Below are 15,277 nucleotides of genomic sequence, written 5' to 3'. Positions count from 1 at the left end.
ACGATGCCAGAAGGCAACCAGAGAAGGCACTGCCGAACCGAGTGGGGAGAGTCGAGGTGTACTTCACCGCACTGCTCGCGCGGACCGAAGACGGTTGGGAAGCGCGTGACACTGAGCTCGACGATGTGGAGAGCCTGGACGAGCTGGCCGAGCTGGCCCGCGCGGCCTCGGTGGACGACGAGCCCGTGCTCGTCTGCATGGAGCAGGAAGGCGTGTGGTTCGGCATCGTCCGGGTGGACGGTGAGGACGACCCCCGGGTGTTCGTCTCGGACGCGGCCCGGGCCATGCGCAGCGCGTACGGCGAGATCCTGCTCAGTGACGAACTGCTGGGCCGGGAGCCGCAGAGCTCCCCGGACCTGGAGGCGTACACGGATCTGGAGGTGACGGAGGAGGAGACCGCCGGCGGGCTCGACGACGAGCCGGACGCCGCCGAGGCGGTCCCGCCGGGCCCGGTCGGTGACCCGGAACTCATGGAGGACTTCGGCATCTCGGCCGGCGCGGTGCTGGCCCTCACCCCGGAGAACGCGCTCGGCGAGGTCGCCGACGCGCTGGGCTGTGCCGAGGTCCTGGAAGCCGTCCGTTGACCGCACCGGCAGACCGGCTGCCGGTGCCCGGCACCCCGCCCCTCCCCGCCGACGAATCCCCGCGCGAGCCGGCTGCCGGGCCGGTGCCCGACCCGCTGCGCGATCCGTGGGTGCCCGCCATGCGGCGCGCCCTGGCCGAGGCCGCCGCAGCCACCGGTACGGGTGACGTACCGGTGGGCGCGGTGCTCCTCGGCCCCGGCGGCCCGGACGGCCGGGTCCTCGCGGCCGGCCGCAACGAACGCGAGGCCACCGGGGACCCGACCGCCCATGCCGAGATGCTGGCGCTGCGCGCCGCCGCCCGGGCGCGCGGCGAGTGGCGGCTGTCCGGGTGCACCCTGGTGGTCACCCTGGAACCGTGCACCATGTGCGCCGGCGCCGCGGTGCTCTCCCGGGTCGACCGGGTGGTCTACGGCGCGGTGGACCCCAAGGCGGGCGCGGCGGGCTCGCTGTGGGACGTGCTCCGGGACCGCCGGCTGAACCACCGGCCGGAGGTGATCCCGGGCGTGCTCGCCGCGGACTGCGGCCGCCTGCTCACCGACTTCTTCGGCCCGCACCGCCGCCCCTGACCCCCGCCGCGCCCGGGCCTGCCCCTCGCCCGGCGACGGGGGCCGTGCGCCGCCCGCCGCAGCCCCCCGCGCGGATACCGATTTCGGCCCCGGCCGGGACGTGGGCTAAGCTCTCTCCCGGTAGCGTGTCCGAGCGGCCTAAGGAGCTCGCCTCGAAAGCGAGTGTGGGGGCAACTCCACCGAGGGTTCAAATCCCTCCGCTACCGCCGGTGAACACGGACAGGGGCCGGACCTTTTGCGGGTCCGGCCCCTGTCCGTGTTCCCTCCACCGGTCATCGGTCGCCGTCGACCCGGGTGGAGACCGGTCCGGGGGGCGGGTACAGGGGGGACATCCCCGCCGCCCCGGACGCTCTTCCAGCATCCGGCGACGTGCTTGACGAGGAAAGACCCGAACGTCCCGTATTGCCGGGACCTACGGCCCGGTGCGCCGACGGAAATGTATGACGGAAGTCAAATATCCCTGGCTTCTCGTTAGACTCACCCGGCAGCCGCCGGAAGCGCGAGGCATCGAGGGGGAGGCGCACGAAGATGGCCCAGGCCAAGAAGATCACGCTCTATATCCTGGTCGTTTTCGTGCTGTACACGATCATCAACTCTCCGGACCGGGCGGCCGAGATCGTCCATCTCGGTTTCCAGGGGGTCTCCAACGCGGCGAAGGGCGTCGGCGACTTCATGACCGCGCTGGTCCAGTAGCCGATCGGCAGCGGCCCGGTCCGCGCAGGCCGGACGGGCCGCCGGGAGACGGTGCGGGCCGGGCGGAGCGGCTTGGGGCCGAACAACACGGGCCGGGGCGGTGCTTGCACGGCTGGACATGTCTTGTGATGCTATGACCGCTCTGCAATCTTTTGCATGTATTCCGGGTCAATTCACCTGATTCTTTCATCGGGCGATTTCGATGCTTCCACTTGCGGCGGTTCGCCGGACCGAGGTGGCGGAGGGGCGGTAGGCGCGTGGCGGAGAGCGAGTGCCATGCCGACAGCCGTGAGCACGACCGCAGGACCCGGGGCGCCCGGGCGCGTGCCCTGACCCAGGCCCTCTTCGAACGGCTGACCGCGCTGGAGCCGGGTACCGCCGAGCACGGCCGGGTGCGCGGCGCCCTGATCGAGGCGAATCTGCCGCTGGTGCACTATGTGGCGCTGCGCTTCCGCAGCCGCAACGAGCCCCTGGAGGACGTGGTCCAGGTGGGCACCATCGGGCTGATCCACGCCATCGACCGCTTCGACACCTCGCGGGGGGTGCAGTTCCCCACCTTCGCCATGCCCACGATCATCGGGGAGATCCGCCGCTACTTCCGGGACAACGTGCGCGCCGTGCACGTGCCGCGGCGGCTGCACGAGACCTGGATTCAGGTGCACGGCGCGACCGAGGACCTGACCCTGTCGCTGGGGCGCACCCCGACCACGGCGGAGATCGCCGAGCGGCTGGAGATCCCGGAGGAGGAGGTGCTGGCCGGCCTGGAGGCGGGCCGCGCCTACCGGGTCTCCTCGCTGGAGGCCGTCCAGGACCGCGAGGACGCCACCCCGGGGCTGGTCGACCGGCTGGGCTACGAGGACCCGGAACTGACCGGGGTGGAGCACCGGGCGCTGGTGCGGCATCTGCTGGTGCAGCTCCCCGAGCGCGAGCAGCGCATTCTTTTGCTCCGTTACTACCGCAATCTGACGCAGAGCCAGATCAGTCTGGAACTGGGGCTGAGCCAGATGCATGTCTCGCGACTGCTGACGCGCAGCTTCGCCCGGTTGCGCGCCGGAAATACGATCGACGCTTAACTCCTGCGCAGGACACAATCCCCGGGAACCAGCCGCTGAGCTCGCGCGTTTTGTCGACAAGGCGCTACATCGCGTTGACGACCTGTGACATTCTGCTAGAACCGCGTTTGCCGCGGCGTCAGCTCCGGTATTCACGAGAGGGCGACGCACTTCTCGGCTCGGAGAGCGCCGCTGCGACCCATCCACGAACCCAAGGGGGTGGCATGTCCGTCGAACTGGACAGCTCCAAGGTGCTCACCACACCCGACACGCCCCAGGTGCCGCTGATCCCCGCACCCCAGGCACCCGCGGACATCCCGGCCGACGAATCGACCGGCGCGGCTCACTTTGACCGTTCCGACAGCAGTCATGACCGTCCCGCCAGCCCCGCCGGCGTCGCCGGAGCTGCCAGTTCCGGCACATCCGCCGACAGCCTCGACACCCGCACCCTGTCCCGCTCGCTCTTCCAGCGGCTGGCCGAGCTGGACCCGGACAGCCCGGAGCGCTCCTACGTCCGGGACACCCTCATCGAGCTGAACCTCCCGCTCGTCCGCTACGCCGCGGCGCGCTTCCGCAGCCGGAACGAGCCGATGGAGGACATCGTCCAGGTCGGCACCATCGGCCTGATCAAGGCCATCGACCGGTTCGACTGCGAACGCGGCGTGGAGTTCCCGACCTTCGCCATGCCGACCGTGGTCGGCGAGATCAAGCGCTTCTTCCGCGACACCTCGTGGTCGGTGCGGGTGCCGCGCCGCCTGCAGGAGCTGCGGCTGGCCCTGACCAAGGCCAGCGACGAACTCTCCCAGCGGCTGGACCGCTCGCCGACCGTCGCCGAACTGGCGGCCTGCCTGGGCGTGTCCGAGGACGAGGTGGTCGACGGCCTGGCCGTCGGGAACGCCTACACGGCCTCCTCGCTGGATTCCCCGACCCCCGAGGAGGAAGGCGGCGAGGGATCGCTCGCCGACCGGCTGGGCTACGAGGACGGCGCCCTGGAGGGCGTGGAGTACCGGGAGTCCCTCAAGCCCTTGCTGGCCCGGCTGCCGGCCCGGGAGCGCCGCATCATCATGCTGCGCTTCTTCGGGAACATGACCCAGTCCCAGATCGGCGAGGAGGTCGGCATCTCCCAGATGCACGTCTCCCGGCTGCTCACCCGTACGCTGGCGCAACTGCGCGAGGGCCTGACGGCCGAGGAGTGAAGGTCCCGGGCCGGGCCCCGGCCCGGGACTCAGAGCGCTCCGCGGACCGTGAACATCCGCGAATTCCCGTCGGCCGGGCCGGCCGGGCTCCACTCGACCGCCCCGCGACGGCTTCCCGCGGCTCCCGGCCGCTGCCTGCCGTTTTCTGCTGCTGCCTGCGGCCTTCCTGCGATCTCCTGTGACCTGCCCGAGTTCCTGGGACACCCAGGACGTCCCTGCGGCGCCCCGCGGGCGCGCGCCCCGCACGGTGACGGTGTGCGGCCCCGGCCGCCCGCGCTCAGCCGAGCGCGAGCCAGCCGACCGCGGCCAGCACCAGGACGCCCAGGATCACGCCGAGGACCACCCCGGCGCGCATCCCTGACCGGCCGGAGGCCCGGTCACGTGCCGGCTGGTCGTCGACGAATGCCCGGAACATCTGCGTGCTGCCCGCCGCATCGGCATCCTGCGGGCGCTGGGGAGTGTGGGGGTTCTGCACCATGCCTGCGGACCTTAGCGAACACCGCTCCCTCCCGGCACCCCGGGGCCGTCCGGGCGGACCGGCCCCCGCCCCGCGGACCGTGGACGGTCCCTGGGTGGCAGGACGCCCCGGGGCGGCCCAGCATGGCCTCATGCCCACCCCCGCACCGCCACCGCCGGCGCCGTCGCCGGCGCCGTCGCCCGCCGCCCGGCCGTCGCCGCCCCCGGGTGCCGGCGCCGGACAGCCACTGCGGATTCTGGTCACCGGTGCCAGCGGTTACCTCGGCGGACGGCTCGTCCCGGAACTGCTGGCGGCCGGCCACACCGTCCGCTGCCTGGCCCGCACCCCGGCCAAGCTGCGCGACCACCCCTGGTCGGCACAGGTGGAAGTGGTGCGCGGCGACGTCACCGACCACGGCTCCCTGCGGCGCGCCCTGGACGGTACGGACGTGGCCTACTACCTGGTGCACGCGCTCGGCTCCGGCCCGGACTTCGAGGAGACCGACCGCCGGGCCGCACGCCTGTTCGGCGCCGCCGCCCGGGACGCCGGAACCGGCCGCATCGTCTATCTCGGCGGACTCACCCCGGAGGGCGTACCGGAGCGGGAACTCTCCCCGCACCTGCGCTCCCGCGCCGAGGTCGGGCGCATCCTGCTGGCGTCCGGGGTGCCCACCGCCGTGCTCCGCGCCGCCGTGGTGATCGGCTCCGGCTCGGCCTCCTTCGAAATGCTGCGCCACCTGACCGAACGGCTCCCGGTCATGGTCACCCCGCGCTGGGTGCGCACCCGGGTGCAGCCGATCGCCGTCCGGGATGTGCTGCGCATCCTGGCCGGCTGCGCCACCCTGCCGCCGGACGTCAGCCGGACCTTCGACATCGGCGGGCCCGACGTCCTCACCTACCAGGACATGATGCGGCGCTACGCCGCCGTGGCCGGGCTGCCGCCGCGGCTGATCGTGCCGGTGGGCGTGCTCAGCCCGCGGCTGTCCAGCCTCTGGATCGGGATCGTCACCCCGCTGCCCGGCCCGCTGGCCCGCCCGCTGGTCGAGTCGCTGCGCCACGAGGTGGTGTGCCGGGAGCACGACCTCACCCGCTGGCTCCCCGACCCGCCGCAGGGCCCGACCGGCTTCGACGCGGCGCTGCGGCTGGCCCTCAAGCGGATCGGCGACGGCGAGGTGGCCACCCGCTGGTCGTCGGCCGCCACCCCCGGGGCGCCCAGCGACCCGCTCCCCACCGACCCCGACTGGGCCGGCGGCAGCCTCTACTCCGACACCCGGGAGCGGACGGTGGACGCTTCCCCGGAGGCGGTGTGGCGGATCATCGAGTCCATCGGCGGGGAGAACGGCTGGTACTCGCTGCCCGCCGCCTGGGCCGCCCGGGGCTGGCTGGACCGGCTCTCCGGCGGGGTGGGGCTGCGCCGCGGCCGGCGGGACCCCGCCCGGCTGCGGGTGGGGGACTCGCTGGACTTCTGGCGGGTGGAGGAGGTCGACCCGGGGAGACTGCTGCGGCTGCGGGCCGAGATGCGGCTGCCCGGCCTGGCCTGGCTGGAGATGGGCACCGGCCGGTCGGAGGACGGCCGCACCGTCTACCGGCAGCGCGCGCTGTTCCACCCGCACGGGCTGGCCGGGCACCTCTACTGGTGGGCCGTCTCCCCCTGGCATCACCTGGTGTTCGGCGGCATGGCCCGCAATATCGCCGCCACCGCGGCCGGAGCCGCCGCGGCCCCGCGGGGCACCGGTGCCGGTACGCCGACCGGGTGAATGTTCCCGCAAAGCACCGGATCGCCGCGCAACCACTCCACTACTCTGCGCATTCGGACCGTATGCCCCCGAACCGACAGGCCGCCCATGCCCCGCAGCACTTCCCGGACCACGTCCTCCGGTTCCCCCGCCGCCCGGCGCGCCGGGCGGGCCCGGCACGCCGCCCGTCCGGCACGCCGCCGCTCCCCCGCGCTGCTGCGCACCTCGCTCACGCTCTCCGCCCTGGGCGCCGCCCTGGGCACGGCCGCCGCCCCCGCCCAGGCCGACACCGGCGGCGGGGCTCCCCCGCCCGGTCCGCTGACCGCGATCGGCTACTCCCTCGGCCCGCTCAAGACGCTTCCGCTCAACCCCATGGCGGGCACCGGCAGCGATCCGCTGGACAACTCCGCAGGCACCCAGCTCGCGGACTTCCCGCCGGTCAGCACGACCCTGCTCACCGGCCCGCTGGCCGAGGGCGGCGGCCTGACCGACCTCCCCCTGGCCGGCCCGGTCCTGCACCGTCTGATCCCCGGCACCCCCGCCTGACCACGGCCCCGCCCCGGCCGCCGCCCGCCGCCCCGGCGGCTCCGGCGGCCGGGGGGCGGCGGCTCAGGAGGGCGGAGCCGGCTGGAGCAGGACGAAATCGGCCCCGGACGGGTCGACACAGACGGCCGTCCGGCCGACGCCCTCCATGTCCTCCGGGCCCATCTGGAGAGTGCCGCCGTTCCCCGTCACCCGGGCCGCGGCGGCGTCGCAGTCCTCCACGGCGAAGACCGGGTGCCAGTAGGGGCCGCCGGCCCAGGAGAGGGCATCGGCCGGCATTTCCATCACCCCGCCGAGCTGCCGCTCCTCGCCGCCGCCCTCGGTGGCGACCAGCCCGTACGACCCCTCCATGCCGCCGGGCAGCGGCACATCCGTGTACTCGAAGCCGAAGAGCCGGCGGTAGAACTGCTTGGCGGCCCCGGCGTCGGTGGTCATCAGCTCGATCCAGCAGAGCGTGCCGGGCTGGTCCACCGCCTCCAGGCCCCCGCTCTTGACCGGCTCCCAGGCCGCGAACTGGCCGCCCTGCGGGTCGGTGAACTGCGCCAGCCTGGCCCAGCCCTCGGCATCCATCGGAGGCACCCGCACCGTGCCCCCGGCCTCCTGCACCGCCCGTGTGGTGGCCTCCACGTCCGGGCTGTGGAAATAGATCATCCAGGCCGGGCGGGCGCCTTCCTCGGTCAGCTTTCCGACGGCCGCCACCGTCCTGCCGTCCTGGACAAAGGCGCCGTACCCGTCCGCCTCCTCACCGAAGGGCTGGTACTCCCAGCCGAAGACGGCCCGGTAGAAGGCCGCCGCACTCCGGACATCGGGCGCCCCGAGATCGATCCAGCTCGGCGAGCCGGTGACGAAATCGGTAGTGATCATGGCGATTCCCTTCGCGGATCTCTCACTGGCCTTCAGCGTGACATCCGTCACTGACAATCGCCCGGCGGACACCGGCGGCCACCGCCCGGCCGCGCCCGCACCGCCCCCATCCGGCCCAACCCCGCCCCTGCCCGCCGCCGTCGCCCCGGCCTTCCTGGTCACCGAACTCAAAGCCCGCCACGTCCCCGACGGCCGCGACCGTCGTGACGAGCGGGCACGCCTCGGTGAGGAGGACCTGGACGGGTGCGGGACCGGTTGGACGAGGTGACCGGGACGCCGGGCACCCGCAGGCCGGAGCCGGAGCCGGACCAGGGGGAGCGGGACACGGGCACCGCTGCTGATCCGGTCCGGCCGATGTGTGCACAACATGCGTACTGCCCGCCTCCGGCATCCGGGGCGAGCAGTGGCGATCTGGCCTGTGACCAGCGTTCTTCGGTTGTGTCGTGCGCGCTCGGCAGGATTCGAACCTGCAACCTTCTGTTTTGATCAGGCGCCTCACTGACCAGTAAGAACGTCGGTACAGGCCGGTTGACCAGCGAAAACGCCTCTCGGCGTATCCCGCAATATCCCGGCCCATCCGAACCTGATGTGTACGGAATCCGTACTGACAGGCTCACGAACGAAGCGGCCNGGCAGGATTCGAACCTGCAACCTTCTGTTTTGATCAGGCGCCTCACTGACCAGTAAGAACGTCGGTACAGGCCGGTTGACCAGCGAAAACGCCTCTCGGCGTATCCCGCAATATCCCGGCCCATCCGAACCTGATGTGTACGGAATCCGTACTGACAGGCTCACGAACGAAGCGGCCCCGAACCGGTGTAGCACCACCGCCCGGGGCCTGGGCCGGACCCTTCGCAAGCAAGGAGTCCCACCGTGAGCACCACCGTACCCGCACCTGACAACCCCGCCAGAGGCTCCGCCGCCGGCCCCGTGCCGGTCCTGATCGAGCGGGCCGAACTCGACCCGGGCGTGCACCTGGTCCACCGGGACTACGGCGACAAGATCCGCGTCGCCTACGACCCGCGGCAGGGCACCGAGGGCGCGGCCATGGCGCTGCTGCTGGTCTACGTCCCCCGGATGGTGTCCGCCGGCTGCCGCCTGGTCTACGTCGACACTCCGCACGGCATCTCGGCGTGGGCGGCGTGCGAGCTGCTGCGCAAGGTCGCAGAGAGCGCGGCGCCGGACGTCGCCCGGGTGCTGCGCCAGGCGGAGGAGATCGTCGCCGAGACCGGTGACCCGCAGGCGTTCGCCGTGTGGCTGCTGGCCGCCCTGGACCGGATCAACGCCGGGGGTGCGCGGTGAGGGAGCATCGCACGGTCACCGTGCACACCATCGACTTCGGGCCGGTGACGGTGCCGGAACCGGCCTGGTGCCTGGGTGAGCACGTCGACGGAACCGTCCGGGGGGACATCGAGCACGCCGGGGCGGAGACCGTCATGGAGTTCCGCGGGCGCCACATCCTGGGGTTCGAGCTGCTGGCGTACCCGTTCGCCGAGCGGATGCCGCGCGGGCCGCTGATGTCGGTCGAGCTGGACGAGGCGATGTCGTTCTACGACCCGGCCGCCCTGCTGGAGCTGGCGGACGCGCTGACCGTGCACGCCCGGCGGCTGCGCGGGGCGGCGGCGGTGCTGGCCGCGGTCCTGGACGCCGCCGGGGGTGAGGGCCGGTGAGGCGGGATGTGCTGGGCTGGGCGGCCCTCGGTGCGGCGATCGTGGTCACGGCGTCGGCGGAGTACCAGCTCGCCCGTGCGTGCGGTTTCGGCCCCGTCGTGGCGGCGGGGGTGCCGGCGGCGCTGGACATCTACGCCGTCCGGGCGCTGCGCGCGCACCGGGACGTGTTCGCGGTGGTGCTGGCCATGATCGGCGTGAACGCGGCGGCTCACTTGGTGGCGGCCGGGCTGCTGCCGGTGACCTGGCATCTGGTCACCGCCGTGTCCGCTATCGCTCCGCTGGTGCTGTGGCGCGTCCACGCCCTGCGGGATGGTCCGGCCGGAACCGCCGGGCGGCCGGTGCCCGGGCCGGCGGAACCGCGGCCGGTTCCGCTGGTTCCGCCCGGGGCGCGGCTGCTGCCCGTCGTCGCCCCGGCCGAGGCTCCGGCGGTGCGGCTGGAGCGTGAGCGGGTGCCGGTGCTCGGCGAGTTCGCGCCCCTGCCGGAACTGCCCCCGGGCTTCGGCGGAACCGCCCCCGGCCAGCCCGTTTCCCCATCCGCGGTTCCGGCCCGGACCGTACCGGAACCGCGCCCGGAACCGGCGGAACCGCCCGGCGGAACCGGCGGAACCAGAAGCGGCCCCGGCGGCGGCGATGCCGAGTCCGAGCCGAGCGAAGACACCCGCTTCCGCGCGCACGTCGAGCGCGCCCGGAACTGGCTGGAGCGGGAGCCGGAACTGACCGGAACCGCGATCGGCTCCCGGCTGGGCGCCTCGGACTCCTACGGCCGGCGCGTCAAGCGCGCGGCCCTCGCCGGGCGGTAGCCCGTGTGGCCCGCCCTCGGGTGGGCGCTGACCGCGGCGGCCGGGCTGCTGGCCCTGGCCGCCGTGGAGCGCACCGCCGTCGCGCCCGTCCTCGCCACGACCGTCTTCATCCTCCTGCTCGCCGCCGGTGTGGCGGCCGTACTCCCGTAGGGGCATCCTCGTGAACGTCACTCTCGGCGGCCTGACCGTCGGACTCGCCATCCTCGCCGCTGTCCTCACCTGGTGGTTCATGCGCGCCCGCTTCAAGTGGGCCCGCATCCTGCCGTTCTTCTGCGCGCTGGTCTTCGGCACTCTGCTGATCGTCACCGTCGGCGGGCTCCTCGGCGGCGCCGCTGCCGTCGCCCTGTGGGGCTCCAACGCCGCCGGCGACCTCGCCCTGGTCTACGGCGTCGGCGGCGGCACCCCCGATGTCACCCGCACCGGCCGGGCCGGTCTCACGGACGGCGGGCACGCCGTCGTCATCGTGCTGGCCGTCGTCTACCTCGTCGCTCTGGTCCTCTCCCGCCGGGCCCGGTCCTGGCTAATCGCCCTGGGCATCCTCGCCGGGGTCTGCCTCGGGCTGTCGGCCGGGTGGGCCGGATGGATCGCGGGCTGGGCCGGGGCCGGGGTGAACGCCCTCGGTGCGCTGCTGACGGGGGGCCACTGATGGCCGCCCGCATCACCGCCGGGTCCGGCGTGCTGCTCGGCCGGTACGGCCGCTGGATCACCGCCGACGGGCCGCGGGCCGCGGCGTCCCGGGTAGCCGGATGCGGGGGAGCGGCCGCGCTCGGGGTGTGGACCACCGCCGAGCACCTGCCGTGGCTGCCGCTCCCGGCCGCCGCCGCCTGGTGCGCCGCCGCCTGGGCCGCCGCCCCCGAGCCGGACTCCGCGGACACCGAGCCGGAGCCGGAGGTGTTCGACCCCGACCAGTGGCTGCGGATCGCGCACGACGCGGTCGGCGGCGCCCGGGGTGTGCACCTGTCCGCGCTCGCCGCCGCCCTCACCGAGGCGCTCGGGGAGGAGTGGAGCACCGAGGACGTGCGGGCCGCCGCCGACGAACTCGGCGTCCCCGTCACGGCCTCGGTCCGGGTCGGCGGGCGTGTGTCCACCGGCATCCGCACGGCCGACCTGCCGCCCCCTCCCCCGCCCCTTCCCGACGACAAGGAGGGGTGTAGTTCCGCAGGTCACGCGGCTACAGCTACAACTACACCGGTGGTGGAGAAGTGGGCCGGAGGGGCAGCGACCACGATCTACCCGCACGGCCGGCAGGCCGCCGAACCGGCCCGGCCGGAACGGAGGGCCGACTGATGCGGCGCGGCTGGGAGACCTTCTACTGCGCGATCTGCGGATGGTGGTACCCCGAGCGCCACCACCACGGCTGAAGCGCCTGTACCGGACACAGCACAACGGCCCCACCACAGTGGGGCCGTTCGCTGTTCCCCGGCATGTCGCCGAGGGGTACCGTCCTGAGTGTCGAGGTCAGAACGGAGCCCATTATGTCGGACGGCACTGACTTTCCCCCTGAACTGTCCATGGGTGAGCGCATCAAGGTGCTGCGCGAATCCCGCGGCATGTCCCGCCCGGTCCTGGCCGGCCTGTGCGGCCGTGGCCCGGACTGGTTGAAGAAGATCGAGACCGGAGAGCGTGAACTGCGCTCCCACACCCTGCTGCTGCGTCTGGCCGCAGCCCTTCAGGTCTCCGACCTGTCCGTCATCACCGGCGGCCCGGCCGAAGTCGCCCAACCCGTGCCGGTCGGCAGGCTCAGCCACCCGGCCATGCCCGCCATCTGGACGGCCGTGATGCAGCGCACCCTCTCCCGGGCGCCGGCCGAGCCGGTGGACGTGGCCGCTCTGCAAGGCCGCATCGACCAGACGTGGCGGCTGTGGCACACCTCCGGCAACAACCGCACGGAAGTCGGCGCGCTGCTCCCGGAGCTGATCCGCACCGCGGAAACGGCCGCGCACACCCTGACGGGGCAGGACCGGCGGTCCGCGCTGGTGGCCCTGTCAGACGTGTACCGCCTCACCGGGCAGGCCACCGCCTACGTCGCCCCTCCCGAACTGGCGTGGGTGGTCGCTGACCGGGCCCTGGCCGCAGCGCAGGAGGCCGACGATCCCGCCGCCATCGCGGCAGCCGCCTGGAACATGGGCAACATCCTGCGGGAGACGTCCTACCCGGAAGAGGCACTGCGGGTGGCCACCGAGGCAGCCGGCCTGATCCGCCCGCACCTGGCCGACGCCCCTGCCGACTGGCGCGGCATCTACGGTGCCCTCCAGCTCCACGCCGCCGTCACCTGTGCCCGGGAGGGGCGCGAAGGCGACGCCTGGCGGTACTGGGACGCCGGCGACCAGGTGGCCAAGTCCCTGCCCGTCGGCTATGTGCATCCGTCGACCGTCTTCGGCAGGGCCAACGTCGACTTCCACGCGGTGTCGGTGGCCACCGACCTGCGCGCCGCCAGCAAAGCCCTGTCGCTGGCCGACGACATCGACCCGGACGTGATGCCCTCCACCGAACGCCGGGCCCGGCTGTGGGTAGAGGTTGCCCGCGGGCACCTTCAGCGCGGGGACCGCACTGCCGCCCTGCACGTGATGAACCTGGCCCACCGGATCGGCGCCGAGACCGTCACCTACACACCCTCGGCACGGTCGGTGGCCGCGGACCTGTGGCGTCGCGCCCCGCGAGCGCTGCGCGGAGAGGCCGGCCGTCTCGCCGAGGCCATCGGCATCAGCACCGCATAGGGACAGCCGGTGCCACAGGGACAATCTGTCCCCCTTGCCCGCCCCCAACACTCCTACGGTGAGCACGCTGTGACAATGCGTCAGTCATCGAGGGAGCGTCATGCCCAGCAACGCCCAGTTGCACGCCTCGCCCCGCCGCGGCGGCACCGCGGCCGGCGATGCCCGAACCGGTGAGATCCGGGTTCCGCTGTCGCTGTACGAGTTCGACCGGCACCGAGGCGACATAGAGCTGGTGCTCTCCCGGGGCGAAGCGGAGACACTGCACGCGGCTCTGGGCGGCCTGCTGGACCGGCCCGGCCGGTGCGTCCCCGCCGTGCCGGGCCGAGGGCTGGAGGAGAGCGAGCGGTGACCGCCGAAGCCGTCCCTACCGTTGCCCGCCGGATGTGCGTGGACTGCAAAGAGATGACCGACTGGCCGGTCATCGTCGGCGGGGTGGAGCAGAACAGCGGCCCCGGGTGGATCGCCTACGCCTGCCCGGCCTGCGCCCACCACTACCGCACCGCGGACGACCTCGGCGCTGCCCTGGTCACGCACGCCGTGCACTGCAAGGTGTGCGCCGCCGCGGGAGCGGACTGCGCCACCGCCGAGGCCCTGCGCGAAGCCCACGGCGCCGCGGCGGAGGCCGGCCGGTGACCGCGCCGGCCATGACGCTCGGTATCCCCGCCGAGCCCGGCCGGCCGGTCACCGGCATGTGCTGGCTGTGGTGCGGCGGCACCACCGTGCCGGTCTGGTGGGCCGGGCACGTCCGCATCGGCGCCGCCGCGGCCGGGCTGTGGGCCTGCCAGGGCTGCCTTCAGCACCTCACCCGCATGGTCCGTGCCGCGGACGACGCCGCCGAGCGCGCCCGCCGCCTCACCACCTGAAGACCGGGCCGCCCGCCCGCTGCACTGGGGCGCGGCCGGGCGGCCCCACCAACTCCCGCGCCGGGCACTCCGGCCTCCCACGGCCGGCGCGGGACACGGCCGCCGGCGCTCCCCCTGACGCTGGCGGCCCACCAAACGCCGTCCGCCCGCACCTGTCCCCCCAGGCAACCGCGGGCGGACGGCTCACCGATGGGTGTCAAGCCCCGGCGCTAGTCTGTCCAACCATGAGTAGCTACGAGGGACGCGCCACTATTCGACTCGACAGCGGGCGCGAACTTGCCGTCGCTGCCCGCCTGCACAAGACGATCATCTCCGGCCGAACCATCTGGGGCGGCACGCTCAGCGTCCCTGCCAACAGCCAGCCGATCGAACTGACCAATCTCCCCCAAGGGATACTGATCATCGGCGATTGTGAGGGCGCATTCATCCGCCCCGACGTCTCCGACTGGCTCAGCTCACCTGCCGGGCGCTTCGAGATCACCATCGAAGGCAACGGCGACGCCCCGTTCTGACCGGTGGCTCGCCGGTGGGCGGCAACCATCCCCCTACGGGCCTCAGGTCAGTTCGGCCACCAGGTCGCTCAGGTCCGCCAGCTCCAGCGGAGACCGCTCGTGCCGCCGCCCCAGAGCGATGTACCGACCGGCCCCGTACACCTCGATGTGCGCCCCGTCCGGCCGGCGGATCCGCCGGCCCCGGGTCACCTCCCCGCGGCCCCAGATGTGCAGCCCCGTCCCGGAGGGCGAGACCTCCGTGTACGTCGGCGGGCAGCGGTCCACGATCTTCCGCGCCCAGCCGGCCAGCCGGCCGCCGCTCAGGCAGTGGTCCAGGTCGATGCACACCAGCCTGTCCCCGGCGGCCAGCACGCGCCCGAGTCCGTCACCGTGCTCCGACCGGGCCGCGCGCGGGTGCGTGGTCCAGGTGAACGGATCCGTCGCGCTCGCCGACCGCCCGTTGTCCGCCCGGATAGGCCGCTTCCCGTCCCGCCGCACCCACCGGCGCCCCCGCGCCAGCTCCGGCGGCAACGCCTCCTCCGCGCGCCGGGCCCGGTACGCGGCGACCCGGCAGCGCGTCGAGCAGTACGACGGCACCCGGCCCCGGCCGCCCACCGGCAGCCGCTCCCCGCACCGGCGGCACCCCGCACGCTCCGTGGTCTGCATGCGCCCAGTCTACCCAGTTGGTGTAACGAGTAGAACCCCTGAGCTGCGCAGTTCCTCAGTAGCTCTCACTGAGGATGCTCACCGCCCGTGATGCCCGCAGGCCAGCAACCCGTACAGGACCGGACACGCTATGCCGCACCGTGGGCCACGGCGCAGGGTGGAGGGGGTCACCCCCCACCCTCTGTGATCATTGCAGGTCAATAGGGTGGCGTGTCGTGACGTGGTGTGGCTTCCCGTGTCCGGTCGCGTGTTGTGTCGCTGGTGATGAGCCCTGGATGTGCCTCGGCGGGGCGTTTCCTGGGGGGTGTTTCTCCGCGGGCGGCCCTGGCTTGGAGGGCGGTGCGTCGGCGGTGGTGGGGGGCGCACAGGGTGCGGAGGTT

21 protein-coding genes and 1 tRNA gene are annotated in these 15,277 nt (G+C 73.3%); 19 read left to right on the top strand and 3 right to left on the bottom strand.

Translation table 11 applies throughout. From position 1 onward, the window contains the following. Nucleotides 1-56: 56 nt before the first annotated feature. The 6 genes from GQS09_RS02125 to GQS09_RS02100 all read left to right on the top strand — a co-directional run bounded on the left by GQS09_RS02125 (nucleotide 57) and on the right by GQS09_RS02100 (nucleotide 4,091). Nucleotides 57-584 (top strand): hypothetical protein, encoded by a 528-nt coding sequence (locus GQS09_RS02125; RefSeq protein WP_165984226.1) that lies wholly within the window; start codon nucleotides 57-59, stop codon nucleotides 582-584. A gap of 17 nt (nucleotides 585-601) precedes the next feature. After that, nucleotides 602-1,150 (top strand): tRNA adenosine(34) deaminase TadA, encoded by a 549-nt coding sequence (gene tadA / locus GQS09_RS02120; protein ID WP_399552382.1) that lies wholly within the window; start codon nucleotides 602-604, stop codon nucleotides 1,148-1,150. Between the two features lie 119 nt (nucleotides 1,151-1,269). Beyond that, nucleotides 1,270-1,356, top strand: a tRNA-Ser gene (locus GQS09_RS02115). 322 nt (nucleotides 1,357-1,678) lie between these two features. Beyond that, a complete protein-coding gene (locus GQS09_RS02110) occupies nucleotides 1,679-1,843 on the top strand; it encodes a hypothetical protein (protein ID WP_165984225.1) in 165 nt (54 codons plus the stop codon). A 257-nt stretch (nucleotides 1,844-2,100) separates the two neighbouring features. Beyond that, nucleotides 2,101-2,916, top strand: coding sequence for an RNA polymerase sigma factor SigF (locus GQS09_RS02105; RefSeq protein ID WP_313895951.1), 816 nt, complete (start codon nucleotides 2,101-2,103; stop codon nucleotides 2,914-2,916). A gap of 203 nt (nucleotides 2,917-3,119) precedes the next feature. After that, nucleotides 3,120-4,091, top strand: a complete 972-nt coding sequence (locus GQS09_RS02100) for an RNA polymerase sigma factor SigF (RefSeq protein WP_165984224.1) — start codon at nucleotides 3,120-3,122, stop codon at nucleotides 4,089-4,091. Nucleotides 4,092-4,368: 277 nt separating this feature from the next. Here the strand turns inward: GQS09_RS02100 and GQS09_RS02095 are convergent, their stop codons facing one another. Next, the gene (locus GQS09_RS02095) at nucleotides 4,369-4,569 is read right to left on the bottom strand and encodes a hypothetical protein (RefSeq protein WP_165984223.1); all 201 of its coding nucleotides are present in this window, start codon (nucleotides 4,567-4,569) and stop codon (nucleotides 4,369-4,371) included. A gap of 130 nt (nucleotides 4,570-4,699) precedes the next feature. Here GQS09_RS02095 and GQS09_RS02090 point away from each other — a divergent pair, with 130 nt between their 5' ends. Both GQS09_RS02090 and GQS09_RS02085 read left to right on the top strand, forming a co-directional pair. Beyond that, nucleotides 4,700-6,304, top strand: coding sequence for an SDR family oxidoreductase (locus tag GQS09_RS02090; RefSeq protein WP_165984222.1), 1,605 nt, complete (start codon nucleotides 4,700-4,702; stop codon nucleotides 6,302-6,304). An 87-nt stretch (nucleotides 6,305-6,391) separates the two neighbouring features. Further along, nucleotides 6,392-6,829: a hypothetical protein gene (locus tag GQS09_RS02085; RefSeq protein WP_243761041.1), complete on the top strand. Its 438-nt coding sequence runs from the start codon at nucleotides 6,392-6,394 to the stop codon at nucleotides 6,827-6,829. Nucleotides 6,830-6,892: 63 nt separating this feature from the next. On the opposite strand, the gene GQS09_RS02080 is transcribed toward GQS09_RS02085, so the two are convergent. Continuing rightward, the gene (locus tag GQS09_RS02080) at nucleotides 6,893-7,690 is read right to left on the bottom strand and encodes a VOC family protein (protein ID WP_165984221.1); all 798 of its coding nucleotides are present in this window, start codon (nucleotides 7,688-7,690) and stop codon (nucleotides 6,893-6,895) included. 873 nt (nucleotides 7,691-8,563) lie between these two features. Here GQS09_RS02080 and GQS09_RS02075 point away from each other — a divergent pair. The 11 genes from GQS09_RS02075 (at nucleotide 8,564) to GQS09_RS02025 (ending at nucleotide 14,252) form a co-directional block, all read left to right on the top strand. Continuing rightward, a complete protein-coding gene (locus GQS09_RS02075) occupies nucleotides 8,564-8,992 on the top strand; it encodes a hypothetical protein (protein WP_165984220.1) in 429 nt (142 codons plus the stop codon). Next, on the top strand, nucleotides 8,989-9,360 hold the full coding sequence (locus GQS09_RS02070; protein ID WP_165984219.1) for a DUF6907 domain-containing protein: 372 nt from the start codon (nucleotides 8,989-8,991) through the stop codon (nucleotides 9,358-9,360). The genes GQS09_RS02075 and GQS09_RS02070 overlap by 4 nt, the downstream gene beginning before the upstream one ends. Then, complete coding sequence (locus GQS09_RS02065) at nucleotides 9,357-10,160, top strand: hypothetical protein (RefSeq protein WP_165984218.1); 804 nt, start codon at nucleotides 9,357-9,359, stop codon at nucleotides 10,158-10,160. Before GQS09_RS02070 ends, GQS09_RS02065 begins: the two co-directional genes overlap by 4 nt. Before the next feature lie 3 nt (nucleotides 10,161-10,163). Beyond that, complete coding sequence (locus GQS09_RS02060) at nucleotides 10,164-10,310, top strand: hypothetical protein (protein WP_165984217.1); 147 nt, start codon at nucleotides 10,164-10,166, stop codon at nucleotides 10,308-10,310. A gap of 10 nt (nucleotides 10,311-10,320) precedes the next feature. Further along, on the top strand, nucleotides 10,321-10,806 hold the full coding sequence (locus tag GQS09_RS30235) for a hypothetical protein (RefSeq protein WP_165984216.1): 486 nt from the start codon (nucleotides 10,321-10,323) through the stop codon (nucleotides 10,804-10,806). Continuing rightward, complete coding sequence (locus tag GQS09_RS02050; protein ID WP_165984215.1) at nucleotides 10,806-11,447, top strand: hypothetical protein; 642 nt, start codon at nucleotides 10,806-10,808, stop codon at nucleotides 11,445-11,447. Before GQS09_RS30235 ends, GQS09_RS02050 begins: the two co-directional genes overlap by 1 nt. A gap of 188 nt (nucleotides 11,448-11,635) precedes the next feature. After that, nucleotides 11,636-12,877 carry a helix-turn-helix transcriptional regulator gene (locus GQS09_RS02045; protein ID WP_165984214.1) on the top strand — a complete coding sequence of 414 codons (1,242 nt, stop codon included), beginning with the start codon at nucleotides 11,636-11,638 and terminating at the stop codon, nucleotides 12,875-12,877. A gap of 100 nt (nucleotides 12,878-12,977) precedes the next feature. Then, entirely contained in the window at nucleotides 12,978-13,226 is a 249-nt protein-coding gene (locus GQS09_RS02040; RefSeq protein ID WP_165984213.1) for a hypothetical protein, read from the top strand. Continuing rightward, nucleotides 13,223-13,510 (top strand): hypothetical protein, encoded by a 288-nt coding sequence (locus GQS09_RS02035; protein ID WP_165984198.1) that lies wholly within the window; start codon nucleotides 13,223-13,225, stop codon nucleotides 13,508-13,510. Before GQS09_RS02040 ends, GQS09_RS02035 begins: the two co-directional genes overlap by 4 nt. Nucleotides 13,511-13,521: 11 nt before the next feature. Further along, a complete protein-coding gene (locus GQS09_RS02030; RefSeq protein ID WP_165984212.1) occupies nucleotides 13,522-13,740 on the top strand; it encodes a hypothetical protein in 219 nt (72 codons plus the stop codon). 224 nt (nucleotides 13,741-13,964) lie between these two features. Continuing rightward, on the top strand, nucleotides 13,965-14,252 hold the full coding sequence (locus GQS09_RS02025) for a hypothetical protein (RefSeq protein WP_165984211.1): 288 nt from the start codon (nucleotides 13,965-13,967) through the stop codon (nucleotides 14,250-14,252). A 42-nt stretch (nucleotides 14,253-14,294) separates the two neighbouring features. Here the strand turns inward: GQS09_RS02025 and GQS09_RS02020 are convergent, their stop codons facing one another. Further along, entirely contained in the window at nucleotides 14,295-14,897 is a 603-nt protein-coding gene (locus GQS09_RS02020; RefSeq protein ID WP_207957364.1) for a bifunctional DNA primase/polymerase, read from the bottom strand. Nucleotides 14,898-15,277 lie beyond the last annotated feature (380 nt).

This window comes from Streptomyces sp. YIM 98790 (genome assembly GCF_011421595.1).
Taxonomy (GTDB): Bacteria; Actinomycetota; Actinomycetes; order Streptomycetales; family Streptomycetaceae; genus Streptomyces.
Note: the sequence above shows the minus strand (reverse complement) of the source record. Positions and strands in the feature narration are given on the sequence as shown.

Coding starts and splice junctions, on each gene's coding strand:
- GQS09_RS02110 (WP_165984225.1), top strand. CDS start 1,679: ATGGCCCAGGCCAAGAAGATCACGCTCTATATCCTGGTCGTTTTCGTG.
- GQS09_RS02100 (WP_165984224.1), top strand. CDS start 3,120: ATGTCCGTCGAACTGGACAGCTCCAAGGTGCTCACCACACCCGACACG.
- GQS09_RS02095 (WP_165984223.1), bottom strand. CDS start 4,569: ATGGTGCAGAACCCCCACACTCCCCAGCGCCCGCAGGATGCCGATGCG.
- GQS09_RS02090 (WP_165984222.1), top strand. CDS start 4,700: ATGCCCACCCCCGCACCGCCACCGCCGGCGCCGTCGCCGGCGCCGTCG.
- GQS09_RS02085 (WP_243761041.1), top strand. CDS start 6,392: ATGCCCCGCAGCACTTCCCGGACCACGTCCTCCGGTTCCCCCGCCGCC.
- GQS09_RS02080 (WP_165984221.1), bottom strand. CDS start 7,690: ATGATCACTACCGATTTCGTCACCGGCTCGCCGAGCTGGATCGATCTC.
- GQS09_RS02050 (WP_165984215.1), top strand. CDS start 10,806: ATGGCCGCCCGCATCACCGCCGGGTCCGGCGTGCTGCTCGGCCGGTAC.
- GQS09_RS02045 (WP_165984214.1), top strand. CDS start 11,636: ATGTCGGACGGCACTGACTTTCCCCCTGAACTGTCCATGGGTGAGCGC.
- GQS09_RS02040 (WP_165984213.1), top strand. CDS start 12,978: ATGCCCAGCAACGCCCAGTTGCACGCCTCGCCCCGCCGCGGCGGCACC.
- GQS09_RS02030 (WP_165984212.1), top strand. CDS start 13,522: ATGACGCTCGGTATCCCCGCCGAGCCCGGCCGGCCGGTCACCGGCATG.
- GQS09_RS02025 (WP_165984211.1), top strand. CDS start 13,965: ATGAGTAGCTACGAGGGACGCGCCACTATTCGACTCGACAGCGGGCGC.
- GQS09_RS02020 (WP_207957364.1), bottom strand. CDS start 14,897: ATGCAGACCACGGAGCGTGCGGGGTGCCGCCGGTGCGGGGAGCGGCTG.